Origin of the sequence: Deinococcus aerius, assembly GCF_002897375.1 — a bacterium.
Taxonomy (GTDB): domain Bacteria; phylum Deinococcota; class Deinococci; order Deinococcales; family Deinococcaceae; genus Deinococcus; species Deinococcus aerius.
In genome coordinates this window covers 89,391-113,617 of record NZ_BFAG01000001.1, presented here as the reverse complement: position 1 = coordinate 113,617, position 24,227 = coordinate 89,391, and the positions used below count along the sequence as shown (strand labels likewise).

At 70.3% G+C, this 24,227-nt stretch carries 25 protein-coding genes and 1 other RNA gene; 6 read left to right on the top strand and 20 right to left on the bottom strand.

Annotated elements, in window-relative coordinates:
• Positions 1–7: 7 nt before the first annotated feature.
• The 5 genes from DAERI_RS00495 to DAERI_RS00475 all read right to left on the bottom strand — a co-directional run bounded on the left by DAERI_RS00495 (position 8) and on the right by DAERI_RS00475 (position 4,295).
• A complete protein-coding gene (locus tag DAERI_RS00495) occupies positions 8–550 on the bottom strand; it encodes a GerMN domain-containing protein (protein ID WP_103127531.1) in 543 nt (180 codons plus the stop codon).
• Positions 547–1,926, bottom strand: coding sequence for an N-acetylmuramoyl-L-alanine amidase (locus tag DAERI_RS00490; protein ID WP_103127530.1), 1,380 nt, complete (start codon positions 1,924–1,926; stop codon positions 547–549). The genes DAERI_RS00495 and DAERI_RS00490 overlap by 4 nt, the downstream gene beginning before the upstream one ends.
• Complete coding sequence (smpB, locus tag DAERI_RS00485) at positions 1,923–2,354, bottom strand: SsrA-binding protein SmpB (protein ID WP_103127529.1); 432 nt, start codon at positions 2,352–2,354, stop codon at positions 1,923–1,925. Before smpB ends, DAERI_RS00490 begins: the two co-directional genes overlap by 4 nt.
• A gap of 685 nt (positions 2,355–3,039) precedes the next feature.
• On the bottom strand, positions 3,040–3,753 hold the full coding sequence (locus tag DAERI_RS00480; protein WP_103127528.1) for an SDR family oxidoreductase: 714 nt from the start codon (positions 3,751–3,753) through the stop codon (positions 3,040–3,042).
• 62 nt (positions 3,754–3,815) lie between these two features.
• Positions 3,816–4,295, bottom strand: coding sequence for a hypothetical protein (locus DAERI_RS00475; RefSeq protein WP_103127527.1), 480 nt, complete (start codon positions 4,293–4,295; stop codon positions 3,816–3,818).
• A 160-nt stretch (positions 4,296–4,455) separates the two neighbouring features.
• Between DAERI_RS00475 and DAERI_RS00470 the strand changes: the two genes are divergently transcribed.
• Both DAERI_RS00470 and DAERI_RS00465 read left to right on the top strand, forming a co-directional pair.
• A complete protein-coding gene (locus DAERI_RS00470) occupies positions 4,456–5,088 on the top strand; it encodes a MazG family protein (RefSeq protein ID WP_103127526.1) in 633 nt (210 codons plus the stop codon).
• Positions 5,085–5,669 carry an NUDIX hydrolase gene (locus DAERI_RS00465; protein ID WP_165794015.1) on the top strand — a complete coding sequence of 195 codons (585 nt, stop codon included), beginning with the start codon at positions 5,085–5,087 and terminating at the stop codon, positions 5,667–5,669. The genes DAERI_RS00470 and DAERI_RS00465 overlap by 4 nt, the downstream gene beginning before the upstream one ends.
• Before the next feature lie 276 nt (positions 5,670–5,945).
• Here DAERI_RS00465 and DAERI_RS00460 read toward each other — a convergent pair whose 3' ends face one another.
• From DAERI_RS00460 to mraZ, 7 genes are all read right to left on the bottom strand, one after another.
• Positions 5,946–6,974, bottom strand: a complete 1,029-nt coding sequence (locus DAERI_RS00460) for a PEGA domain-containing protein (RefSeq protein WP_103127525.1) — start codon at positions 6,972–6,974, stop codon at positions 5,946–5,948.
• 167 nt (positions 6,975–7,141) lie between these two features.
• The gene (locus DAERI_RS00455; protein ID WP_103127524.1) at positions 7,142–8,284 is read right to left on the bottom strand and encodes an ABC transporter permease; all 1,143 of its coding nucleotides are present in this window, start codon (positions 8,282–8,284) and stop codon (positions 7,142–7,144) included.
• Positions 8,285–8,623: 339 nt separating this feature from the next.
• Complete coding sequence (locus DAERI_RS22645; RefSeq protein WP_235610218.1) at positions 8,624–9,349, bottom strand: hypothetical protein; 726 nt, start codon at positions 9,347–9,349, stop codon at positions 8,624–8,626.
• 422 nt (positions 9,350–9,771) lie between these two features.
• Entirely contained in the window at positions 9,772–11,121 is a 1,350-nt protein-coding gene (locus DAERI_RS00440) for a peptidoglycan D,D-transpeptidase FtsI family protein (protein WP_103127522.1), read from the bottom strand.
• Positions 11,112–11,471, bottom strand: a complete 360-nt coding sequence (locus DAERI_RS00435; protein WP_103127521.1) for a hypothetical protein — start codon at positions 11,469–11,471, stop codon at positions 11,112–11,114. The genes DAERI_RS00440 and DAERI_RS00435 overlap by 10 nt, the downstream gene beginning before the upstream one ends.
• Positions 11,468–12,367, bottom strand: coding sequence for a 16S rRNA (cytosine(1402)-N(4))-methyltransferase RsmH (rsmH, locus tag DAERI_RS00430; protein ID WP_103127520.1), 900 nt, complete (start codon positions 12,365–12,367; stop codon positions 11,468–11,470). Before rsmH ends, DAERI_RS00435 begins: the two co-directional genes overlap by 4 nt.
• Before the next feature lie 25 nt (positions 12,368–12,392).
• Positions 12,393–12,821, bottom strand: a complete 429-nt coding sequence (gene mraZ / locus DAERI_RS00425) for a division/cell wall cluster transcriptional repressor MraZ (protein ID WP_103127519.1) — start codon at positions 12,819–12,821, stop codon at positions 12,393–12,395.
• A gap of 379 nt (positions 12,822–13,200) precedes the next feature.
• Here mraZ and DAERI_RS00420 point away from each other — a divergent pair, with 379 nt between their 5' ends.
• Complete coding sequence (locus DAERI_RS00420; RefSeq protein ID WP_103127518.1) at positions 13,201–13,554, top strand: DUF423 domain-containing protein; 354 nt, start codon at positions 13,201–13,203, stop codon at positions 13,552–13,554.
• A 96-nt stretch (positions 13,555–13,650) separates the two neighbouring features.
• On the opposite strand, the gene rnpB is transcribed toward DAERI_RS00420, so the two are convergent.
• The 4 genes from rnpB to DAERI_RS00400 all read right to left on the bottom strand — a co-directional run bounded on the left by rnpB (position 13,651) and on the right by DAERI_RS00400 (position 16,596).
• Positions 13,651–14,079: RNase P RNA component class A (gene rnpB / locus DAERI_RS00415), an RNA gene on the bottom strand.
• Positions 14,080–14,197: 118 nt separating this feature from the next.
• Positions 14,198–14,965, bottom strand: a complete 768-nt coding sequence (locus DAERI_RS00410; protein WP_103127517.1) for a pseudouridine synthase — start codon at positions 14,963–14,965, stop codon at positions 14,198–14,200.
• Positions 14,962–15,333, bottom strand: a complete 372-nt coding sequence (locus tag DAERI_RS00405) for a hypothetical protein (protein ID WP_103127936.1) — start codon at positions 15,331–15,333, stop codon at positions 14,962–14,964. Before DAERI_RS00405 ends, DAERI_RS00410 begins: the two co-directional genes overlap by 4 nt.
• 54 nt (positions 15,334–15,387) lie before the next feature.
• Complete coding sequence (locus DAERI_RS00400; protein ID WP_103127516.1) at positions 15,388–16,596, bottom strand: MFS transporter; 1,209 nt, start codon at positions 16,594–16,596, stop codon at positions 15,388–15,390.
• Between the two features lie 70 nt (positions 16,597–16,666).
• Here DAERI_RS00400 and truB point away from each other — a divergent pair, with 70 nt between their 5' ends.
• Together truB and DAERI_RS00390 are read left to right on the top strand one after the other, a co-directional pair.
• Positions 16,667–17,599 (top strand): tRNA pseudouridine(55) synthase TruB, encoded by a 933-nt coding sequence (gene truB / locus DAERI_RS00395; RefSeq protein WP_103127515.1) that lies wholly within the window; start codon positions 16,667–16,669, stop codon positions 17,597–17,599.
• A gap of 20 nt (positions 17,600–17,619) precedes the next feature.
• A complete protein-coding gene (locus DAERI_RS00390; RefSeq protein WP_103127514.1) occupies positions 17,620–18,492 on the top strand; it encodes an alpha/beta fold hydrolase in 873 nt (290 codons plus the stop codon).
• A 12-nt stretch (positions 18,493–18,504) separates the two neighbouring features.
• Here DAERI_RS00390 and gatA read toward each other — a convergent pair whose 3' ends face one another.
• The 4 genes from gatA to DAERI_RS00370 form a co-directional block, all read right to left on the bottom strand.
• Positions 18,505–19,965 (bottom strand): Asp-tRNA(Asn)/Glu-tRNA(Gln) amidotransferase subunit GatA, encoded by a 1,461-nt coding sequence (gene gatA, locus DAERI_RS00385; protein WP_103127513.1) that lies wholly within the window; start codon positions 19,963–19,965, stop codon positions 18,505–18,507.
• A gap of 354 nt (positions 19,966–20,319) precedes the next feature.
• Complete coding sequence (locus tag DAERI_RS00380; protein ID WP_103127512.1) at positions 20,320–21,081, bottom strand: DUF4388 domain-containing protein; 762 nt, start codon at positions 21,079–21,081, stop codon at positions 20,320–20,322.
• A gap of 88 nt (positions 21,082–21,169) precedes the next feature.
• Positions 21,170–21,700, bottom strand: coding sequence for an SMC-Scp complex subunit ScpB (scpB, locus tag DAERI_RS00375; RefSeq protein WP_103127511.1), 531 nt, complete (start codon positions 21,698–21,700; stop codon positions 21,170–21,172).
• The gene (locus tag DAERI_RS00370; protein WP_103127510.1) at positions 21,697–22,335 is read right to left on the bottom strand and encodes an L-threonylcarbamoyladenylate synthase; all 639 of its coding nucleotides are present in this window, start codon (positions 22,333–22,335) and stop codon (positions 21,697–21,699) included. The genes scpB and DAERI_RS00370 overlap by 4 nt, the downstream gene beginning before the upstream one ends.
• A gap of 76 nt (positions 22,336–22,411) precedes the next feature.
• On the opposite strand from DAERI_RS00370, the gene pilC reads away from it, so the two are divergent.
• Positions 22,412–23,632: a type IV pilus assembly protein PilC gene (gene pilC / locus DAERI_RS00365; protein ID WP_103127509.1), complete on the top strand. Its 1,221-nt coding sequence runs from the start codon at positions 22,412–22,414 to the stop codon at positions 23,630–23,632.
• Positions 23,633–24,227: the final 595 nt, after the last annotated feature.

Here is a 24,227-nt window from a genome sequence, read left to right as displayed (position 1 = left end):
CCGGGGGCTACTGGTCCGCGCAGTCCTGCCGGGTGTACGGCTCACGCACGTCGAGGTGCCCGAAGGTGTCCACGTTCTGGCCGTCCACCAGGAAGGTCACGTCCTGGCCGCGGGTTTCGAGGAGGGTGCGGGCAAGGGTGCACAGGAGCATCTTGTCGCCGGTCGTGCCGTAGCGCAGCTTCTGGTAGCTGGCGGGGAGGTCCACATAGTAGTGCCCGCCGCGCACCCACACCCTGGGGGCCGCCGTGCCCTCGGGGACGAGGCGCAGCGCGCCGGAGGCCTGGGGGCCGGACGCCCAGACGTTCAGGGCGGCCTGGGCCAGCGTGCTGGGGTTCTCCTGGGTGACCTGCACGGTGCGGGTCTCGGGCTTGAGGGTCTGCACCTGCGCGTCGCTGAAGTACACCCTGACCTTCACGTCCCGCTTTTCCTCCAGCTCCAGCCGGGGCGGGGCAGGGACCTGGGGCGGGCGCTGCACCTCCTGGTAGGCGTAGGCGGCGGCGGCGAGCAGCGCGGCACTCACCACGTTGAAGAGGGAGAAGAGCCGACTCACTGGCGCCCCCCGCCCGCCGGGGTGCGGCCCGCGTTCGCCGCCCGCGCGGTGAGGTACGTGGCGATGGAGCGCGCGACCGCGACCGCCATCGCCTGGAGCCGCTCGTCCACCCCGAGCTTGGCGCGGTCCTCGGCGTTGCTCGTCCAGCCCATCTCCAGCAGCAGCGCCGCCTGCGGGGCCTCGCCCAGCGTGAGGGTGCGGGAGATGTTCTCGGCCCCCGCCGTGACGCCCCCGCCCTTGAGTTCCCCGCGCAGCAGCTCGCTCAGGCGCCGGGTGCCGCCGCCGCTGCCCACCGCGAGGTCGATGTAGGGGGCCTGTGCCCCACCCCGCACGGCGTTCATGATCTGCGCGGACGAAGTGCCCGTGGGCTCGTACACGGTGACGCCCCCGCGCGGGCTGCCGGGAAAGCGGCCCAGGTCGAGCGCGAGGTACACGTCGCTGCGCCGGGCGAGCGACAGCTTCTGGTTCAGGCCCAGGGCAGTCTGCGCGTCCCGGGTCAGCTTGACCTGCCACCCCGCCTTGTTGAGCAGCTCGGCCGAGCGCCGGGCCACCTCCAGCGTCACGTCGCGGCCCAGCCCGGTGACGCGGGCGGGGTCGAGGACGATCAGGGGCCGCGAGAGGCGTTCCAGCAGCGCCGGGCTGGTGTAGGGCACCCCCGGCCCGGCGTCCACCACGAGCCGGGCTCCACCCGGACGCACCACCCGGTACACCCGGTAACCGCTGCCGGGCGGCAGGGCGAAGGTGAGCTTCAGGTCGTCGCCGCCGCGGGTCACCTCGGCCTGGGGAACAAAGGCCCCGCGGGTGGTGTACCGCCTCGCCTCGCCCCGGGCGCCGCGCAGGGTGATCGTCACGGTCGTGCCGCGCAGCTCGTCCACGACCGGCACGTCGCGGGTCAGGTCGAGAACCAATCGGTCGCTGTCCTTGCCCGCGCGGCTGCTCACGCCCTGGAGGGTCGCGGGCACCACCTTGAAATTGCCCACCTCGTAGGTGGCGCCCAGCCCCCGCGCCAGCGTGTCCAGCGGCAGGTAGAGGTTGCCGTTCACCAGTGTGGCCGAGCGTGCCCGCACCCGCTCGGTGTCGAGCTGCACGGTGTTGAAATCGGTCGTCGCCCGCTGCTGGTCCTCGTCGATGGGGAGGAGCAGCGTGTGGCCGAGGCCCTCCACCCGGGCCACCGGGCCGTCGCGCGTGACGCTCATCAGGCCCTCCAGCACGTCCTCGCGCGCGTACTCCGCCCCGTACAGGGTGATGGACTGCACCTGCTGCCCCGCGAGGTTGAGCCGACCCAGGGCGATCCGCGCCCCCGCCAGCCCGGCGCACAGCAGGGCCGCCGACAGCAGCAGCGGCCGGGAGAAGCGTCCCCTTCCCCCCCGCCTCATAGCTCGCGCAGCTCCCGCCGCACGACCTTTTCCGCCTCGGCCCGGCGCTTGTCGTGCAGCTTCTTGCCCCGCGCCAGGGCGAGTTCCACCTTGAAGACCCGGCCCTTCTGGTAGAGCTTGGTGGGCACCAGCGTCAGGCCCTTTTGCTCCAGGGCGCGCCGGAGCTTGCCGATCTCCTCGCGGTGCAGCAGCAACCGGCGGGGGCGGCGGGGCTCGTGGTTGTTGTACGTGGCTTCGGTGTAGGTGGGAATGTAGAGGCCCTCCAGCTCGATATTGCCGTTATTCAGACGCGCAAAGGCGTCCCGGAAGTCCACCCCGCCCGCCCGGACACTCTTGACCTCGCTGCCCGTCAGAGCGATGCCCGCCTCGAAGCGGTCCAACAGCTCATATTCGTGATGGGCGCGGCGGTTCGTGTACACGCGGGGCATTCTAGCAGGGCCGCCTGAGACCGGGTGTCGGCACGGCGATGACCGTGGGCTGCGCGACCCGGGGCCGGCGACTCCGAAGCCTACATACGCCAGAATTCGGACTGATTAAGCGGGAAGAGGGGGAGTTATCTCCAAAGGACAAGGCGAGTGCACGCGCTACCTTCTACACGCACCGCCTATCACCAGTCTTCCACTTCGGAATTGTCCCGCCCTCCCCGGTGAGCAGGAAGGTCAGGACAACGGCTCGTTCGGCTGCTCCGTTCCAGCTCTGAAGGACCAGGAATGAGAAACGGCATAGGGGGCGACGCTGGGTTCATACGTTCTACTTGCTCGCCATAAAACAAAAAGGTTCGGTAATCCAACCCAAGTCGCCAGGCAACCACACGACGGAATTCATCAACGTTCCAGTTGTAATTGCCAGGAGGGCCGAACTTGAGCCGCTGAGCCTCCTTCTTTAGGTTGCACTCGTGGCAAGCGTATACCGTCCTGCTGCCTGGCCTTCCAGGGTAAAGATGCTCCTTATCATCCGCCGGCACCATCCCGCAAAACCAACAAGGTCCCAGTCGCATGAACTGATCCTCTCATTTCCGGCAGGAACGGCGCAAGGTTTTAAAACCGGCCTTACGGGTCCTCCCATCAAGCCGGGTAAGGCGTTCGGGAGGCAGTAGGGGTTGCTTCCTCTCCCCTACCTCTTCGGCGGCTTGCTGGGCCTCACCTCGATCCGGCTGGGCAACGTGCGCGCGGGCATCTCCAGCAGATCGAGGGTGAGCTGCGCGATGTCCTCGGGCTGGATTTTCCAGGCGTCGGCCTCGGTCGGGGTGTGCCCGGCGAAATGGGTGGCGACGCTGCCGGGCATGATCTGCGTCACCTTGATGTCGTGCCCGCGCAGGTCGAGGGTCAGCACTTCCGAGAGGCCGTTGAGCCCGAACTTGCTCGCGTTGTATGCCGCGCCGCCCGCAAAGGGGTTGCGGCCCGCCAGGCTGGAGAGCGTGAAGATGTACCCGCCCCGGCGCTTGAGGGCCGGGATCGCCGCCTTGACGGTGTAGAAGGCGCCGCTGAGGTTGGTGTCGATCACCTCCCGCCACTGCTCGACAGTCAGGTCCTCGATGTTGGCGAAGTTGCCGACGCCCGCGTTCACGAACAGCACGTCCAGCCCGCCGAACGCTTCCACGTGGGCGTCCACCGCCTGCTGAAGGGCCTGTGGGTCGCGCACGTCGCACACCACGCCCCGAGCGCCGTGGCCGATCTGCCCGGCGGCGGCCTCCACCTCGTCCTGGCGGCGGCTGGTGAGGGTCACCGCGTACCCGGCGCCCGCCAGCGCCCGCGCCACCGCGAAGCCGATGCCCTTGCTCGCGCCCGTGACGAAGGCGCTCCTGCCCTGGGAATCACTCTGGGTCATGGGGCGAAGCTAACACGCCCCGGCGGGGGGGCCAGGGCGCGTGAAGGGGCGCTTAACTCGGGTCAGGGCATCCTCTGAACGAGCCGGTCGTAGGTGTAGTTGGCGGCCTGGCCCTGCTGCTGCCAGAGGGTCAGGAGGCCGAACTGATCGTCCAGGGTGACCTGCTGGCCCCCCCCCAGGTCGAACTGGAGCCGGGCGGTGAGCTTGGCCCAGGGGACCAGGGCGTTCGGGGTGACGAGGACGGGCGTTACCCGGATCACGCCGGGGGTCCCGGCATCGGCGACGATGGTGGCCCGCGGATACCGCCGCTTGATTGCCCCCGCCGAGTCCCGCCGCATGGCCGCGAGAATGCCCACCCGCTGCTCGCTGTTCAGGAGGTTAGGGTTCCCCTCGATGCGCGGGTCGAGAATGACGTACCTGGCGGTGGCGAGAGTGGCTGTGGTCCAGGCGGGAGGTGGACTGGCCGGTGTGTTCGCCGCCCCCGCCGAGAGGCTGGCGCCGAGCAGCGCGGCCAGGAGGGAAGCGGCTGGGATTCTGTGCATAGGGCACAGTTCAACACACGCTGCCTGACGAACGGTGAAGCGGGGGTGAGCGGCCCGCCGGACCTCTGGCTGGGGACTCGACTCTTTCCGCCCAGCAGGTGTTCCCAGCAAATCCCGGCCTAGACACGGACTTTCTCACCCCGGCGATTAGCATGAGCGAATGCAAGACCTGCTTGAGACGCTGCGCCGCCTGCGGGCGCCCGACGGCTGCCCCTGGGACCGCGAGCAGACGCACGAGTCGCTGCGCCCCTACCTGCTCGAAGAAGCGGCCGAGGCCGTGGACGCCGTCGGTGAAAGCCCCACCGCCCTGGCGGGCGAACTCGGGGACGTGCTGCTGCAAGTCGCCTTCCACTCGGTGATCGCCGAGGAGGCGGGCTCCTTCGGCTACACCGATGTGGAGCGCGGCATCGTCGAGAAACTGGTGCGGCGCCACCCCCACGTGTTCGGCACGGTGCGGGTGTCCGGCGCCGACGAGGTGGTGACGAACTGGGAGGCGATCAAGACTGCCGAGCGGGGGGGCCGCCCGCGCCGCGCCGCCGACCGGGTGCCCTCCGCGCTGGGGGCACTCGCCCGCGAGACCCAGGCGCAGAAGCTCGCCGGGAGTGAAAAGACGGGCCGGGAGGGGGTGGAGGCCGCGCTACGCGGTGCTCCCGACACGGCACGGGGGGTGGCAGAGGTGCTTTCGGCCGTCGTCGCCTGGGCACGGTCCCTGGGCGTGGACCCGGAGGTGGCGTTGCGGGAACACACCCACGCCGTCCTCGCCGCCCTACCCGACCCGGAAGTGGGCGCGTGACGACCCCGGGGAGCGAACCCGACCCGCTCGACGCCGCCCTGGACGACCCCTGGGCGGTGTGGGTGGGGGGCCGGTCGCGCACGCCGCTGCACCTGCCCGAGTACCGCCGCGCCGCCGTGCTCGTCGCGCTGACCCGCGAGCGTGACCCCCGGGTCCTCCTCACCGTGCGCTCGGCGGAGTTGCCCACCCACCGGGGCCAGATCAGTTTTCCCGGCGGCAGCCTCGACCCGCACGAGACGCCCGTACAGGGCGCCCTGCGCGAGGCCGAGGAGGAGGTGGGCCTCGACCCCCGCACGGTCACGGTACTCGGCGAACTCGACGACGTGTTCACCCCGGTCGGCTTCCATGTCACGCCGGTCCTGGCCCGCGTGCCCGCCGAGCCGCGCCTGACCCTGACTGCCGAGGTCGCGCAGATCATCATGCCCACGCTGGGTGAACTGCGGGCCCTGAGCGTCGTCCGCGAGCTCCGCACCCTGCCGAACGGCGAGCAGGTCCCGCTCTACCGCTATCCCTGGCGCGGCCACGACATCTGGGGCATGACGGCGCGCGTGCTGCACGACCTACTCCAGCACGGGCCGTAGCTCGAAAAGCGGGGCTCCCGAGCGTCAGCCCCGAAGAGCCGTTCCAGAACGGGAGCTCCTGCTCGCTGGCCCCTCCCCCTTGACACGCAGAGCTGCTTGCCGGGGGGAGTGAGCGGGCCGCGGTTGAGCAGGACGGCGAGCGATCTCGCGGGTGTTCAAGCGGTTCGCAGGCCCCCTCGCCCCGGCCCTCTGTCAGCAGCCCTCCGGGGCTCCCACGGCGGACCACAGCAAACACCCCCGCCGCCCGGGCAGGGGTGCTGTGGCCTGATCTGGAGCTTAGCGGGTGGGGGTGATGGTGATCTGGGCGTCGCGGGTCACGTTGTAGCGGCCCACGAAGGTCTGGTAGCCGGGGGCGATCAGCACAACCTCGGTCGCGCCGCGGTCCACCTCGACGGTCAGGCCGCCGTTGCGAATCGTGCCGACCTCCTGGCCGTCCACAAACACGCGGGCGCCGTTCACGCTGCTGCGGATGGACAGGGTGAACTGGTTGCTGACCACGGGGGCCGGGGCGGGCGTGACGACCTGCGCGAACTCGACGTTCAGGTTGGTGGTGGCACCCGCGCGCACCGTGATGGTGGTGGTGTAGTCGCGGAAGCCGGGGGCCTGCACGCGCACCGGGTAGGAGCCGGGGCGGATGTTCGTGAAGGTGGTGTTCGCGCTGCCCAGGCGCTGGCCGTTCAGGATCACGGTCGCGTTGGCGACGTTCGTGCCCACGAACAGGCTGCCCGTCTGCACGGGGGTGCGCGCCTCGACGTTGAAGAAGGCGGTGTCACTCACCCAACTGTTCTGGGGAATGGGGTTCACCACGATGCTCAGCGCCTGGGCGAGCTGCTGCTGGCCCTTGGCCTTCACGGTGGCGAACTGGTCCTGCTGGGTCTTGAAGGAGCTGATCTGGTCGAGGTTCAGCTCGGTCAGGCTGGCGAGCGCGAGGACCTTGTTCAGGCCCACGTCCTCGCCCACCGTGAAGGTGAAGTTGGCGCCGGGGGCGGGGAAGACGGCCGTGGTGTTCGCCTTCACGAAGTTGCTGCCGTTCAGACGGTTGGGGAGGATCTGGGTCACTTCCCCGTTGGCGTCCACGTTGAACAGGTACACGTAGGCGTCGCGGTTGACGGTCGTGCTGATGCGGATGTTCTCGCCCGTGCGGTAGGTGGGCGTGGCGTTGCCGCTGGGGTCCTTGTCCACGCGAACGCTCACGGCCAGGTCGGGCTGGACGGGGTTCACGATGATGCTCTGGGCGCTGATCTTGGGGGCGGCGGCGGCGGTGCCGAGCAGCATCGCGGCCGGGATCATCAGAAGCTTCTTCATGTGGTACCTCCGAGGAAGAGGTTACGGGGGGCAACTTGACGGGCCATGAGCCCCCCGGGGGTGAATGTTAATGGTGCTTCAGGCCACCGTCAGGAAGGTGATGACCGTCTGACACGAAGTTTTTCACATTCTCTTGGGGTCAGGCGTGCCCGGGGTTCAGGGCGGCGTCAGCGGATGATGCGCGCCGGTTCCACACCCGCCGCACGGCGGGCCGGGATCAGGGCCGCGAGCAGGGTCGTCCCCAGGCCCACCGCGTTCACCCACAGCAGGTCGCCCGCGCGCACCTCGACCGGCAGCGCCGTGATGAAGTACAGGTCGCCCGGAAGCTGAAAGGGCCGCACGGTGAAGTACGCGCTGATGCCCAGGCCCAGCAGGTTCCCCAGCAGCAGGCCGCCCAGCCCCAGCAGCGCCCCCTCGATCAGGAAGGTGCGGGTGATGAGCCCGCGCGTGGCGCCCACCGCCCGCAGGATGGCGATCTCCTGCGTCTTCTCGAACACGGCGAGGGTCAGCACGTTGGCGATCCCGAAGGCCGCCACGATCACGATCAGGAACACCACGAAGGCGATCACCCGCTTTTGCAGGGCGAGCTGGTCGAGCAGCGTGCCGTACAGGCTCTGCCAGGGGACGGAAGTGTAGGGCCGGGTGCGCGTGAGGGCGTCGCCCACCGCCGGGGCGCTGTCCGGGTCGCGCAGCCGGAGCTGGTAGCCGCTGATGTTCGCCGTCCCCTGGAGGGCCTGAAGGGTCCCCAGGCTGGTAAAGGCGTACCCGGAGTCGATCAGGTAGTTGCCCGTGCTGAAGACCCCCTTCACCCGCAGGGTGGCCCGGCGCTGGGCCGAATTGAGCAGCCGCACCTCGTCGCCCGTGAAGGCCCCGACGCTGCGGGCCAGGGCGGCGCCCAGGAGCACCTCATTGGGCCCGAGCGTGCGCAGCAGCGTGCCCTCCTGGGGATTGAGGCGCAGGACCTCCGCGGCGGCGGGCGTCACCCCGAACAGGGTGGTGAAGTCCACCCCCGCCGCCCGCCCCGCCGACGCTGGCCGGGTCAGCAGCCCCTTGTCGCCCAGGAAGGGCACGAAGGCGCTCACCCGGGGGTCGGCGCGCATCTCGGTCTCCAGCCCGGGGTCGCGCGGCGAGGGGGTGAAGGCCGTCAGGCTCAGGTGCGGGCTGGCGCGGAGGGTCGCGTCCACCAGGGCGCGGGTGAAGCCGTTCGTCAGGCTCAGCGCGGCGATCAGGACCATCACGCCCACCGCGATCCCCAGGACGGTCAGGAGGTTCTGGGTCCGCCTCCGGGCCAGGTGCGCGCGGGCCAGCATCCAGGCGAGGTCGGGGACAGGGCGGGGCACGTCTGCGGAGGATACCAGAGGAGCAGGAACGGGGTGCGCCGCCCCCGGCCCGGACCCGCGGCACCGGACGGGGGGAGTTCCTTTCAGGCGGCCAGCAGAGGTCAGTTTCGCGTGGTCCGAAAGAGACGGTCAGGCTGAGCCAGAGGCGAGGCCATTCCGGCCCGGCGGCCAGGGACCCTTCGCCACACTCACGGTGACGCCGCTCCTTGTCATGAACGAGGCTGGGCCCAGACAACGCGCCGCGCGGGGACGAGGCCAAAAACCGCGCGGGCGATCTCCAGGATCAGCCCACGCGGACAGGAAGGCGGTTCAGCGGAGCGCGGTGATGCGGACCTGGCGGGCACCGAACCGGATGGCGTCGCCGTAGGAGGACATCCAGATGTCGATGCTGCCCGTCTTGTAGGCGGCCATGGTGTCCTCGACGATGAAGACCCGGCCGTTGAACAGGCCGCCCGACCGCCCGCTGAGATCCTGGATGGTGATGCGGGTACCGTACGGGAACATCCGCAGCATGTCGCGGCTCAGGGCCACCACGCCGGGACGGGTGCGGGTGCCCGTCGCCGTGATGAAGGGCGTGGAGTCAGTCTGCCCCGGCATGCTGTTGTAGGCGGTGGCCCGGAGGATGGCGCTGCGCCCCGTGCGGGCCGTGTTGCGGCTCACCTGCGATTGCAACTGCTGGATGTTCTGGGCGCGGCTCGTGGACGCCTGGGCCTGGGGGGCACGGGTCGCCGGGGTCTGGGCCGGGCGGGCAGGCTGGGCGGGCGCGCGGCGGGCGACCGGGGCCTGAGCCGGACGGGCGGCGGGAGCCGAACGCGGCGTGGGGGTCTGGGCCGGACGAACGACCTGCGGGGCGGCCTGGGGGGCGCGGACCACCGGTGCGCTCCGCGCCGGGGCGGGAGCGGGAAGCTTGGGCGTCAGCGCCTCGCGCACGGCCTGCGTCGCCACGCTGGGGGCAGGAAGCGCCGGAGTCGCGCTGGCGGTGCCAAGGGTGGTCAGCAGGATGGCGCGCATCCAGCGGGTGAGCGTCACGGGCATGCATTCTCCTGCGGGCACGCGCACGGCGCGCCCGGCGAGCAAGATGGATTTGAAGGCCGGAAAGACATGGGTGACCGGCCCCCCTAGCTTGTGAGCTTAAGGAGGTACGGTGCGTATAGCATGTGAAGTTTTTGCCTTTCTCTCATAAAGTGTCGGATGGGAGAGCAATACAGATGAGCTCTAGAAGCAGAAATAGTGACCTATGGGTGGTTGGTCACATGAGCCAAGTTCTAATGCTCTCATTTAGTTTCTCATCGACTCTGGCCCATCACCGCTGAGTTTCATTGGAAATCCGGTTGACGGCCCTCATCAGCCCGTGCCTTCGGCTACAGTCATCCAGGTCAGATGTGAAAAACGGGGGGAGAGGGGAACCGGCGAAGGCTCCTCCCTCCCCTCCCTGCCATCAGGCTCTCAGAAGGCTCTTACTTCTTCTCGGGCTGCTTCTCCTCGCGGGGGGCGGCGGCCCAGCGGGAGATGATGTCGGCGGCGATCTCGCGGTAGATCGGGGCGGCGAGCATGGAGCCGTGGTACTGAACCTTGGCGCCGTGGACCATGACGGCCACGGTCACGCGGGGGGCGTCGGCGGGGAAGAACCCCGCGAACAGGCTGTCGAACAGGTTGCTCGCGTACCCCTTGGCGCCCTCGGAAACCTGGGCCGTCCCCGTTTTGCCACCCAGGGCGTAGCCCTTGAGTCCGGCGGCGTGGGGAATGCCCTCCTCGATCACGGCCTGGAGCATCTCGCGCGTCTTGCGGGCCGTCTCGGGACGCAGCACCTCGCGGCGCTCGCCCGCGGGTTCACCCTCGACCAGGCGGGGCGAAACGTACCGGCCATCATTCGCCAACGTGTTGTAGGCCGCCGCGAGTTGCAGGGTCGTGCTGCTCATGCCCTGGCCGAAGGCGTTGGTGGCGCGCACCAGGTCGTCCCAGTTGCGCAGCGGCTGGAGCTGGCCCGTGCTGGTGACCACGGTGGGGATATCCACGTAGCTCCCGAACCCGTAGCGGCTGAGGTAGCCGCGCATCCGCTCGGCGGGGAAATGCTCGACGATGTGGCTCATGCCCACGTTGCTGCTGTAGCGCAGCACCTGCCGGGTGGTGAGGTGGCCGGGGTGGTTGACGGAATCCCCGATGGTGCTGCCCCAGCGCCCGCCCACGTAGCGGCGCATGGGCGTGTCGTACCTCGTGTCCGGCGTGGTCAGGCCCTCATTCATCGCCGCCGCGACGACCAGGCCCTTGATGGTCGAGCCGGGCTCGAACACGTCCAGGAAGGGCCGGTTGCGCCGGGTCTCGGGGCTGTAGTCGCGCCACTGGTTGGGATCGAAGGGGGGGTAGCTCGCGGCGGCCAGGATGCGCCCGGTGCGGGTCTCCAGCACGACGACCGAGCCGTACTGGCCCTGATGTTCGGGCACGGCCCGGGCGAGCGCGGCCTCCGCGGCGGCCTGCGCGGCGGGGTCCAGGGTCAGCTTCAGGTTCTGACCCGCCTCCAGGGTGCGGTTGTAGGCGGCCTCCAGCCCCTCCAGGCCCTCGGTCGCGCCCATCAGGCCGATCACCTGCCCGGCGAGCGTTCCCTGGGGATAGACCCGCTTGCCGTTCACGCTCTGCGCGAGCACCGTGCCGTCGGCGGCGGTGATGGTGCCGCGCGACTGCACCACGGTGCGCTTGACAGCCTGCGGCACACCCCATTCGAGCTGCGCGTAAGCCCACACCAGCGTCAGGAACAGCACCAGGGCGATGAGCTGCATCAGGCGGGAACGGCGGTGGATCTTCACTTCCATTCGGTCGTCACCTCCAGGGTGGTGTGGGGTTGCAGGGGTTTGGGGGCGGGAATGCCGGTGATGGGCGCGCTCGTCTTGACCGCCTCGGCGAAGCGGCGCATCCCGTTCTGGAGCGCCCAGTCGCTGATCCGCTGCGGATTGCCCAGGGCCTGCACGCGCAGTTCAAGTTCGTCCCGCCGGGTGGTCAGGGCCGCCTCCCGCTTCTGGGCCTCCCGCAGGGCGGGCCGCACGTCCTGGGTCAGGTAGCGGGCCGTGACCAGCGCCAGCGCGAGCAGCAGGTAGATGAGGACGTACCGGATGGCCCGCGCCCGCCACGTTGCGGTGCTCAGGTCGAAGCGGGGCAGGGTCATGGGGTCACCCCGGGGGCTTCGTGAGGGGGGGGCACCTTCTCGGCGGCGCGCAGTTTGGCGCTGCGGGCGCGGGGATTCCCGGCCTGCTCGGCCTCCGAGGCCTCCACCGGGCGCTTGGTCAGGGGCTTCAGGGTGGGACTGCCCCGCAGGAAGCGTTTCACGATGCGGTCCTCCAGCGAGTGGAAGGAGATCACCGCGAGGCGTCCCCCCGGGGCCAGGAGGGTTTCGGCGGCCTCCAACCCGTCCCGCAGGGCGCCGAGTTCGTCGTTCACGTGGATGCGCAGCGCCTGGAAGGTCCGGCGCGCGGGGTGAATGCCCTTCGAGAAGCCGGGATAGGCGCGCTTGATGAGCTCCGCGAGCTGCACCGTCGTCGTGATGGGCGCCTTCTCGCGCGCCGCCACGATGGCCCGGGCGATGCGGCGCGAGTGGCGATCCTCGCCGTACTCGTAGATGATCGCGGCGAGTTCCTCCTCGGGATAGCTGTTCACCACGTCGGCGGCGCTCTCGCCGCTCCGGCTCATCCGCATGTCCAGGGGCGCCTCGGTGTGATACGAGAAGCCGCGCTCCGCGTCGTCGAGCTGGAAACTGCTCACGCCGATGTCGAGGAGCACGCCGTCGACCCGGGTGACCCCGATGCCGGACAGAAGCTCCCGCATGTCGCGGTAGTTGCCCTCCAGCACGGTGAGATTCGGAAGTTCGAGGGTGCGGGCCCGGTTCAGGGCATAGGGGTCCTGGTCGATGCCGATGACGCGGGCACCGGCCTCCAGCAGCAGCCGGGTGTGGCCGGCGCCGCCGAGGGTGCCGTCCACAATCACACGGCCCGGGGCGGGGGCCAGGGCTCCAACCACCTCGGCGGCCAGGACTGGGGTGTGGGAGAGGGCGTCCGGGGGGGGCAGGTCGGGGGGGCAGTGTTCATGTTCGTCACGCCACGAAGTTGGCGAGAAGGTCGGGTTTGGGCGGGTCGTCCTGCACGGCCTGGATGGCGGCCTCCCAGCGCCCTGGGTTCCACAGTTCCAGCCGTCCGGGGGCGCCCGCCACGATCACGTCGCTGTCCAGGGCCGCGAACGAGCGCAGCGTCTGAGGGATGGACACGCGGCTCTGGTTGTCCAGCCGCGCCTTGTTGGCCCCGGAATAGAAGAAGCGCACGAACGCCCGCGACTGGGCGTCGGTGAGCGGCAGGCCCTCCAGTTGTTCCTCCACGCGCCGCCACGAGGCGAGCGGGAAGACGTACAGGCAGCCCTCCATGCCGCGCGTGAGAATCATCCCGTCCTCGACGAACTCCCGAAAGGCGGGCGGAATGACCACGCGGCCCTTGTCGTCGATAGTGTAGGGGTATTCTCCGAACGGCAAACGCGCCTCTTCCCCACATGGCTCCCCCACCGCCCCGCGCCTGGGCGGGCCGGAAAGGCAGACATGTGTAGCAGCCCACCCGCGCCGTGTGGGCGCGGGTCCGGGCTGTTAGCGCGAGTGTAACAGCCCCGCCCACCTTTTACCACCAATTCCCACATTTCCCCACGTTTGCCCCGCCGGGTCCTCCCCTTTCCCCACCGGAGCCCCCCAGCCCCGCTGCCGGGCCAGGGCCCGCTGGGGAGGCGAGGGCGGGAAAAGTCGGCTTGTGGACGCTCTTTTTGCAGAAGGGGGTCCTGGTGGGAGACAGGTGGGGAGCTGGCGCGCTCTCCCACCCCGGGCCGGGACAATTCCCCACTTCCCCACCCCTAGGCTGGCCGCCATGCGGAACCTTCACCCCACCGTGGCCGGAGCGGTCCTCGCGGCGCTCGGCGTGGCCCTGGGTGCCTTCGGGGCCCACGCCCTGCGCGCCCGCCTCGACCCCGCCCTGCTCGCCAACTTCGAGACGGGCGTGCGGTATCAGATGTACGCGGCCCTCGCCCTGCTCGCCCTGGGCACGCAGCCCGCCCAGCGCCGCGCCCCGGCCCTCCTGCTCGCCGGGGCGGTCATCTTCAGCGGCACCCTCTACCTGCTGGTGCTGAGCGGGCAGCGATGGCTCGGGGCCGTCACGCCCATCGGCGGGTTGCTGCTGATCGCCGGGTTCGTGGTGGCGGCGCTCGACGCGAGGAGGCCGTAGGGAGGGGCCGGTGGGCGGGAAGGGGGATTTTCCCACGTCCCCCCACCAGCCCAAAACCGAAGCCCGCGACCCCCATCTGGGGCAGCGGGCTTCTTCTGGAACGGGGAGGCGGTAAGCCGGGTTCTGTCGCCCACCTGCGTGGGGCACGGTCATCTCTCTGGGACGCACGTTGCCGGGCGCCTCAAGCGACCATCCTGGCGGTCACGGGAACGGGCCGTTCCTACCGCGCTGTCGGGTCTTGCACCGGATGGGGTTTACCAGCGCCCCTCGTCTCCGGGGGGCCTGGTGCGCTCTTACCGCACCGTTTCACCCTGACCACCCCCCCGCCCGCGCCGGGGCGCCGTGCTCTTCACACTGGGGAGTGGCGGTCTGGTTTCTGTGGCACTGTCCTTCGGCTTCGCCGCCTCCCGCGTGACGTGGCGCTCACACGGGCGCTTGACTCGCCGACCAGCCGTTAGCTGGCATCCTGCCCTGCGGTGCCCGGACTTTCCTCACCCCTAAGGGCGCGACCGTGAGCCTCCCCGCAGGGGGCAGTCTAGCAGGGTGAGTGGGGAGTGGGCAGTGGGGAGTGGAAAAAGCGCGGCAGAGGCTTGGGGCCTCCGCTGCTGCTCCCACTGACCACTTCCCACAGCCCACTCACCGGTTACCCCCACCGCCCCAGCGTCTCCCGCTCGGCCCGTTCCCAGGCGTGGCGGGGCACCTGCGCCGGGTTCAGGAGGTCGTGGAGGTCGCGGCCCGTCAGCTCGCGGTACTCGCCGGGGTCGAGGTCGCCCAGCCACAGGCCGCCCACCCGGTAGCGCAGCAGGCGGGTGACCGGGTAGCCCAGGGCGTCCAGCATCCGGCGCACCTGGCGGTTGCGGCCCTCCTGAAGGGTGACGAAGGCGCCGCCGCGCGCGGGGCGGGCACTCAGGGCGCGGGCGGGGCCGTCGTCGAGTTCGATGCCGTCCTCCAGAGAGCGCAACTCCGTCTCGGTCGGCTCCCCGTCCGTCCAGGCGCGGTAGGCCTTCTCGTGGCCGTAGCGCGGATGGGTGAGCGTCAGCGTGAGCTGCCCGTCGGTGGTGAGGAGGAGCAGCCCCTCCGAGTCCTTGTCGAGCCGCCCCACCGGGTGCAGGCCGGGCACGGGCGGCATGGCCGAGAGCACGTTGCGGCGGCCGTACTCGTCGCGGGCGGTGGTGACGTACCCGGCCGGTTTGTGGAGCAGGAAGGTGACCTTCTCCAGCGCCTCCGTCTCGACCAGCGAGCCGTCCACCCGAATCTCGTCGGTGGGGAGGACGGTGCGGCCCAGGGTGGCGACCTCGCCGTTGACCGTCACACGGCCCGCGGTGATCAGCTCCTCGGCGGCGCGGCGGGAGGCGACCCCGGCGCGGGCGAGCCTCTTTTGGAGGCGCTCTCCCCCACCCTGCCCCGTCACAGGCGGCTCCGGCGGGAGGGGGCGGTGAGGATGCCGAGAATGGCGGTCAGGGTCAGCACACCCGCCAGGGAGAGCAGGGCCGTCCGCACGGGGGCGGACAGGGCGTCGCCCAAGCGCAGGGCGGGCGGCACGAGCGCCGCGACGGTCAGGAGGTTGCCCCCCGCGAGGGCGAAGGCCCCCGGACCGTCGGGGCGAACGCCCGCCGCAATCAGGAACGCACCCCAGGCGACGAGCAAGCCTCCAGACGCCCGCGCCAGCCACAGCGGGGAGACGCCGACGATGGAGGCGACCTCCGGCGACAGGAAGTACAGAAAGAGCCCGGCGGGCAGGAACACCAGGGCAGTGAGCCAGAAGGCGGCGCGCAACACGTCCCGCAGTGTACGCGCGGGCAGCGTGCCGGGCACGGCAGAGCCACCCTCAGCTCAGCTCAGCGACTCCGCGCCCGCCCCCACGCCTCCCCGCCGCAGCCAGGGCAGGGCCAGGAGGGCGCCGAGCAGGCACCCCAGGCCCGAGAGCGCGATCACCCACCCCGCGCTCAGGCCGAGCAGGAGCAACCCGCCCAGCGCCGTCCCCAGCGGCGCGGCGGGACCGAGCAGCATGGCCCGCAGCCCGAAGAGGCGCCCGTGCCGCTCGGCGGGCACGCTGCGCTGGAGCAGGGTGGTTTCGAGCGCCGTGTAGGGTCCCCAGATCACCCCTCCCGCGAACATGATCAGGAACGCGAAGCCCACAGTCGGCGCCAGCGGCAGGACGGTCACCGCCACTCCCCACAGCGCCATGATGCCCACGAGGACGAGGCTCACGGGGAACGCCCGGCTCAGCGTCCCCACCAGGAAGGTCCCGCACACCATCCCCACACCCAGGGCCGACCACAGCGCCCCGTACCCCTGGGCGCCCGTCCCCAGGCGCTCGCGGGCGAACACGGGCAGCGCCGCCTCCAGCGGGCCATAGACGAAGGAAAAAAGGGTGGTCAGGCCCAGGATCGCCCACACCACCGGGGACCACCTCTGCCGGGTGTTGGGCCGCTCTCGACTCGCCAAGGGGTGCCGCCGCGACATTCGGGGCAGTCCCAGCAGCACCCCGGCCATGAAGAGGAACGTCAGGGCGTCCACCAGCAGCGCCCTCGGCGCGCCCCAGACCGCCACGAGCAGACCCGCGAGCGCCGGGCCGAAGACCGTCGGGAGCTGCCCGGTGAGCCCGTAGGCCGCGTTGCCCTGCTCCAATTCCTCGTCGGGGAGCAGCGCGGGGATGAACAGGCGCACGCCCACACTCGTGGCCGGGGCGAGGGCGCCCATCAGGGCGGCGATCACGAGAACCATCCACCACTCCAGCATGCCCAGCGCGTCGAGCAGCGGGATCAGGCTGATCAGGACCGCCCGGGCCAGATTGTCGAGCAGCATGAGCGGCCCCGGCTGCCCGCGGTCGAGGGTCCGCCCCCACAGCGGCCCCGTGACCACCGCGGGCAGGGCGAAGCACAGCAGCAGCGCCCCGACCGCCGCCCCCTGGTCGGTGCGCTCCAGCACGAACCACGTCAGGGCCAGCCAGCTCAGGTTGTCTCCCAGGCCCGACACGAGCGCCCCCAGCCACAGCCGCGCGAACAGGGGGCGCGTTCGCAGGAGCGGGAGCGGGGTCATGCGGGGAGTATGCCCGCTGTCCCCCGGCCCGAACCGAAGGGCGGCACACTCCCTGCTAGGCTGCCCTCCTATGCCGGTGATCGCCGTGGACAAACCGCTGGGCCTGACCTCTCACGACGTGGTGAACCGGGCGCGGCGGGCACGCGGCACGAAACGGGTGGGCCACACGGGCACCCTCGATCCCCTCGCGACCGGCGTGCTCGTGCTGTGCGTGGACGACTCCACCAAGCTCGTGCAGTTCATGGAGGCCGACGCCAAGGATTACCTGGCCTGGATCAGCCTGGGGGCCGGGACGCCGACGCTGGACGCCGAGGGGCCGCTGGCAGAGGTCGTGCCCGTCTCCCTTTCCGGTGAGGAACAGGTGCGGGCGGTGCTGGCCGGATTTCTGGGGCCGCAGGCACAGGTCCCGCCGCAGTACAGCGCCGTGCAGGTCGGTGGGAAGCGGGCCTACGCCGTCGCGCGGGCCGGGGGCGAACTCGACCTGCCCGCCCGGAACGTCGTGATTCACTCGCTGGAGTTGCTGGGCGTGTACGGCAGTGTTCGGGAGGCTCCCCGGACCTTCTCGCCCAGTTCGGAGGGGTGGAGACCGGACCCGAATGGACGGACCTTCACCCTCCCCAGGCCGCTGGGCGACTTTCCCACCCTGCTCGTGCGGGCGAGCGTGGGCAGCGGCACCTACCTGCGCTCGCTCGCGCGGGACGTGGGGGGGGCGCTTGGCGTCCCTGCTCACCTCGCGGGCCTGGTCCGCACCCGGGTGGGCCGTTACGACCTGGCAGAGAGTGTGAGTCTGGAGGACCTGGCGCAGGCCCAAGGCGTCCCCGACCTCGCCGCGCTCGACTTTCCCCACATCGAGGCGGACGAGCGGCTGGCGCGCGAGTTGCGGCAGGGCAAGCGGCCAAAGTCGGGCGCCGTGGGGCGGCACGTCGTCACGCTGGACGGGGGGCTCGTCGCCGTGGTGGACGGGGACGGGGAGGCGCTGCAGGTGGTGCGGGCCTGGGCATAGACGCCCCTTACACTGGCGGGATGGATGAACTCCGGCGGCTCAATGTGGGTGACACCCGGCTGCACGCCGTCCTGCGCGGTCCCGAGGATCTGCCCCCCCTGATCGTCCTGCACGGGGGGCCGGGGCTGGACCACACCGAGTTCGCGGACTACCTCGACCCGCTGACCGACACCGTGCGGCTGGTGCTGCTCGACGCCCGCGCGCAGGGCCGCAGCGAGCGCGACGTTCCTCCCGAGACGTGGACGCTGGGGCAGATGGCCGCCGATGTGAGCGCCGCTGCCCGCGCCCTGGGCGCCCCGCGCTACGCCGTGTTCGGGCACTCGTTCGGGGCCTTTGTGGCGCTGCAACACGCGGTCGAGCATCCCGGCGAGGCCGCCGCCACGGTCGTCTGCTGCGGCCTGGGCTCGGCCCGCTGGCTGGAGGGGTTGCCGGAACGCCTCGCGGCCTTCGAGCCCTCCGAGTTGCGGGGGCAGGTGCAGGACTCTTGGGCGAGTGAGGCGGACGTGCAGACCGAGGCCGACTTCGCCCGCCTGATGCACGAGCAGATGCCCTGGCACTTCGCCGACCCGCGTGACCCCCGCATCCCCGAGTACGAGGCGAGGGTGGAGGCCGCCGCCCCCCGCTACGCGCCCGACGTGCTGCGGCAGTTCAGCGTGGCGGGATACGGCGGCATTGAGGTCGAGGACCGCCTGGACCGGGTGACCGGGCCGCTCCTCGTCCTCGCCGGGCGGCACGACCGCACCTGCCCGCCGGAGGCGGGCGAACTGATCGCGGCCCGCGTGCCCCAGGGGGAAGGCCACATCTTCGAGCGCAGCGGGCACATGCCGTTCGTGGAGGAGCCGGAGGCTTTTCTAGGGGTGGTCCGGGACTTCCTGAGGCGCAACCTCTCCTGAAGACCCCCGGGCTCAGCCCCCGTATCCCGGCGCTGGCTCAACCCGCACCGCCCCGATGCCCTCCAACCCGCCTGCCAGCGTCACCAGCCGCTCGTCCTGGAGGGCGGGCGCGATGAACTGAATGCCGACGGGGAGCCTCACGCCCTCCACCGTCTCGAATCCGGCGGGCACGCTGAGCGCCGGGAGGCCCGCGAGATTGATCGCCACCGTGTCCACGTCGGCGGCGTACATGGCGAGGGGGTCGCTCGTCTTCTCGCCGCGGCGGAAGGCGGGGAAGGGACTGGTCGGCGTGACGAGGAGGTCCACCCCCTCAAACGCCCGGGCAAAATCCTGCGCGATCAGGCGCCGGACCCGCATCGCCTTGGCGTAGTAGGCGTCGTAGTAGCCGCTCGACAGGGCGTAGGTGCCCAGCAGGATGCGGCGCTTGACCTCGGGGCCGAAGCCCTCCTCGCGCGTCCGGGTCATGCTGTGCGCCACGTCGGGGGCGGGCACGCGCTCGCCGTACACCATCCCGTCGTAGCGGGCGAGGTTGGAACTCGCCTCGGGCATGGAGATCAGGTAGTAGGCGGCGATGGCATGCTCGACGGAGGGAACGCTGGCCTCGGTGACGATTGCTCCGGCGCCGCGCAGGGCGTCCAGGGTGGCGTTCAGCACCGCCTCTACCCCCGGCGTGTTGCCGCTCAGACTCTCGCGGATCACGCCGACTTTCAAACCCCGCAGGTCGTCGGGGGTGCCCGCCCGGAAGGCCGGGGGGACCTCCAGGCTCGTCGCATCGCGCGGGTCGTGCCCGGCGATCACGTTCGTCAGCAGGGCGAGGTCGGACGCCGAGCGGGCGAAGGGGCCGATCTGGTCGAGGCTGCTGGCATGGGCGACGAGGCCGTAGCGGCTGACGCGCCCATAGGTGGGCTTCAACCCGTACACGCCCGTGAAGGCGGCGGGCTGGCGGATGCTGCCGCCCGTGTCGCTGCCCAGGGCCACCGGGGTCAGGTTCGCCGCGACGGCGGCGGCGCTCCCGCCGCTGGTCCCGCCCGGCACCCGCCCCGGGTCCCAGGGATTCAGGGTGGGACCGTAGGCGCTGGTCTCGGTGCTCGACCCCATGGCGAACTCGTCCATGTTCGCCTTGCCGACGATGACGGCCCCGGCACCCGTCAGGCGCTCCACCACCGTCGCGTCGTAGGGCGAGACGTAGTTTGCCAGGATGCGGCTGCCGCAGGTCGTGCGGGTGCCCGTCACGTTGATGTTGTCCTTCACGATGATGGGCACGCCCGCCAGCGGCAGCGTCTCCCCCGAGTCCAGCCGGTCCTGCACCCGCGCCGCCTGCTCGTCCGCCCGGTCATTCAGGCTGATCAGGACGTTGAGGTCGCGGGCCGCCTCCGCACGGGCACGGGCGGCGTTCAGCAGCGCCTGCGGCGTCGTTTCCCGGGCCAGGACGGCGCGGGCGAGGTCGGTGGCGGTAGGCGGGAGGTCCGGCATGGCGGACAGTGTAGCGAAGAGACCCTGTCCGTCAGGCGCCAGGACTGGATGGGCCGATTTCGGAAGACGAGCCCGGGCGTGCTGGCCTCGGCCACGCGACGAGCGATTTCAAAACGGCGGTCAGCGCGGTGAATTCACCGCTGTGGGGAAGAAACAAGGGTGATTGTGACGCGGCTTTCGACCCCAGCCATTGGCCTTCAGCACTCCCACAAAGGTCCACTCCCGTCTGGGATTCGGTTTGTTTCCTGCGGCCTTCGGTCTGGTTTCGCCGTTCTTACAGAACAGTCCGGCCGGAATTCGCATCAGCCGTCCGTGGACCCGGGCGACGGGCCGTCACCGCCAATGCCGGATCCCTCACCCTGGCCGCACGAGGACGCTCTCCCCGCCGCGCAGCCCGGTGTGCACCAGCAGCTCGGGCGGCAGCAGCAGCCGCGGGCCGAGGCCGGGTTCGCCCCGCACGGGGAGCGTCACCACGCTGCCGTCCTCGCGGCGCACGGCGACCTGGGTGAGGGGCCGCGCCGCGCCCGACTGCCAGCGCCCGTGAATCTGCAGGTCCACCAGGGCCGCGCCCGCCCCCTGCCGCGAGACCCCCACGGTCAGCCGGGCGACCCGCGCGGCGCGCGGCGCGAGCAGCCGCATCCGGCAGAGCTTCAGGATCAGGCGCCGCGCCTCCGGGTCCTCCGCGAGGTCCGCCAGGGGCCGTCCACCCCGGATCTGCCGCAGCACCTCCCGCTCGGCGGGCGTCCAGTTCAGGCGGGCGATCCGCTCGGGAGAGGTGAACTGCGCGGGGCCCTCGAACTTGAGCGTGCCCCCCGGCAGGGCGTCCAGCGCCTCCAGCACGAGTTCGTCAAGGAGGGCGTCGAGCGTGGGGTCGGGGCAGCGCAGGCCCGCCTCGAAGTGAAACTGACCGGCGGGGTCACCCAGCAGCCGGGCCAGGGCCGCCGCTCCCCGCTCTGCCCCGAAGTGCAGGTGCTGAACCCGGCCCTCCTCCAGCCACACCTGGAACAGCCCTGCCGGGTGGGTCACCACGAAGATGCCGGTGCTGCCGCGCTCGGCGAGCAGGCGCAGCAGTTCCAGGGGGTCGAAGGGGTCGAGGCTGGTCGTACTCTGGGTCATGGTGGGGGACCGGGAAGAATCCCCCTCCTTTCTGGCACACCCACCCTCTCCGGGCAAGCCACCCCACCGGAGCCTCAAGACCTGACCCTCAGCCGCGCAGCAGGTGGGAGAAGTCGGTGCCCTCCAGTGGCGGCAACTCGTCCAGGCCCGTCAGGCCGAACTCCAGCAGGAAGCGCTCGGTCGTGCCGTACAGCAGCGGCTGCCCCACCGCGTCCGAGCGGCCCACGACCTTCACGAGTTCGCGCTCCTGGAGGGTGACCACCGTGCCCGCGCTGCCGCCCCGCATCGCCTCGATCTCGGCGCGGGTGACGGGCTGGCGGTAGGCGATCACGGCGAGAACCTCCAGCGCGGCGGCACTCAGCGGGGGGAGCGGGGGCGGCGCGAGCAGGGGCGCGAGGTGGGTGGAGAGGGTGGGCGGCACGACGAGCCGGTAGCCCCCCGCCACGGCCTCCACCTCGAAGCCCAGGTCCGCCACGCGCAGCGCGTCGGCCAGGGCCGTCAGGGCACGAGCGGCGGCCTCCTCGGGCAGGCCCAGCACCTCGGCGATCTCGCGCCGGGTGACGGGCCGACCGGCGGCCAGCAGCGCCGCCCCGATCAGCGCCTGGGGGGAGGGCGTCACGCGCCTCCTCCGGGAACCCCCGCAGCCCGCAGCCGCTCCCGCAGCACCTCCACGGGGAGTGCCCCCTCGCGCAGCACCTCCAGCCCGCTCCCACCGGGGTCCACCCGCACGACCGTGCTCGCCAGCCCCCGCGCCGGAACACCCCCGTCGGGGAGGAGCAGCGGGGCCAGGCCATACGCCCGCGCCTCGGCGAAGGTCCGGGCGGCGGGCTGCCCGCTGGGGTTGAGGCTGGTGGTCGCCAGCGTGCCGCCGCAGGCCCGCAGCAGCGCGAGCGCGACCGGATGATCCGGCACCCGCAGGCCGACCCAGCCCCCCGGCGCCAGGGCGGGCGGGCAGGCCGGGGTCGCGGGCAGCACCAGCGTCAGCGGGCCGGGCCAGAGCGGGGCCAGGGCCTCGAAGGCGGCTCCCCCCCGGGTGAGGGCCCGGGCCGTCTCCGCGTCCACGCACGACACCTGCACCGGCTTTCCGTCGTCGCGGCCCTTGAGGGCGTACAGCCGGTCCACGGCCTCCGGGGAGGCGGCCAGGCCCCAAACCGTCTCGGTGGGGTAGCCCACCACGCCGCCCGACGCGAGCAGGTCAGCCGCCCGCGCGACCGCGTCCCCCACCCCTCCCGCGCTGTGTGGCTGTTCCTTCATATGCTTTTCACCCGTTCAGCTCCCGCGCCGCCCCATGTAAGGAGAACGCAAGACGCCCCGGACTATAACTCGGCCCATGCCGGTCTACGAATATCGCGTCCGGGACCGCTCTGGAAAGGTCCTGAAGTCCCAGATGGAGGCCGACACCATCGGTCAGGTCCGCGACGCCCTGCGCGCCAAGAACCTGCTGATCGTCGAGATCAAGCCTCCCAAGACGGGCATGAACGCCGACGTGAAGATTCCCGGCCTGACCGACCGGCCCCCCAACCTGAAGCAGGTCGCGGTGTTCAGCAAGCAGCTCGCCACCCTGATCAACGCGGGCGTGCCGCTCGTGCAGGCGCTGGCGATCCTGCAAAAGCAGATCGAGAACAAGGCCTTCCAGACCATCATCCGGTCCATCCGCACCGACGTGGAGAGCGGCACGCCGCTGAGCGAGGCCCTCGTCAAGCACCCCAAGGTCTTCAACCGGCTGTATATCAACCTCGTGCGCGCGGGCGAGACGAGCGGGACGCTGGACGCCATTCTGGAGCGCATCGCCGCCTTCCAGGAAAAGGAACTCGCCCTGCGCGGCAAGATCAAGAGCGCGCTGACGTACCCGGTCGTGGTCCTCGTGTTCGCCATCGGCATCACGTATTTCCTGCTGACGACCATCGTGCCGCAGTTCGCGGGCATCCTGGCGCAGCTCAACGCGCCGCTCCCGCTCATCACCCGCGTGCTGATGGCCGTCTCGGACTTCCTGAGGCATTCCGGCCTGCTCATCATCGGCTTCGTCGCCCTGATCGTGGTGGCCTACCGCTGGTACTACAAGACGCCGCAGGGCCGCCACGTGATCGACGACGTGAAGCTGCGGATCCCGGTGTTCGGGGGGCTGCTCCAGAAGAGCGCGATCAGCTCCTTCGCCCGCACCTTCGGCCTCCTGATCAGCAGCGGTGTGAACATCATCGAGAGCCTGGAGATCACCAAGGGCACCGCCAACAACGCGATTGTGGAGGACACCATCGAGAACGCCAAGAACGTGGTTATGGTGGGCGACCAGATGAGCGCCAGCCTCGCCACCAGCCGGGTGTTCCCGCCGATGGTGGTCAGCATGGTCTCTATCGGCGAGGAGACGGGCGCGCTCGACGACATGCTCGCCAAGGTGGGCGACTTCTACGACCGCGAGGTGGACGAGGCGGTGGGCAGCCTGACCGCCGCCATCGAGCCGCTGATGATCGTGTTCCTGGGCAGCATCGTGGGCACGATTGTCGCGGGGATGTTCCTGCCGATGTTCAGCATCATCGGGCAGCTCAGCAAGTAGCTTGTCAAATTAAACTCAGCATGTCAGTTTTAAAGCCAGTTTGTCATCACTGGAAAAGTCCTCCGATAAGGAGGACTTTTCCGCGTGTAGGTCAGGAAAAACACCGATCGCCGCGCGCACCGCGCACGCGGTTTGGACTGCATAAACCACTGTATTGACATTCTCAACTTTACAAGAAATCACCACTTCCTTGGTCAAAGGCTGTCTGGGACGGCGAATTCGCCGTTAAATTGAGAATGTCATGATTAAACCGAGTTTGTCACTTCCACCGCCGTGCGCCAGGACGGCTTTTTACGGCTTTACAACCGGTCTTCGCAAGAAAGATGACATTCTCAGCTTTACAACTTCTGCCTTCCATTACCACGATTTGCCCTCAGGAGCGTCGTTTTTGTCGAATTAAATTGACATGTCATTTTTAAAGTCAGTTTGTCACCACCCGTCAGGGGGGTTCGCACTTGCGTTCCCACGCCCGGCGGCGGCTCTTTATCCTGCCTGGGAACAGTTCTTGACCTTACTATTACACCTGTCACATACTGGGATTGACACTCCTGGTGCGGCGTCTGTCCCGGCCTCCCGGTCGATGGGACGGCCTGCT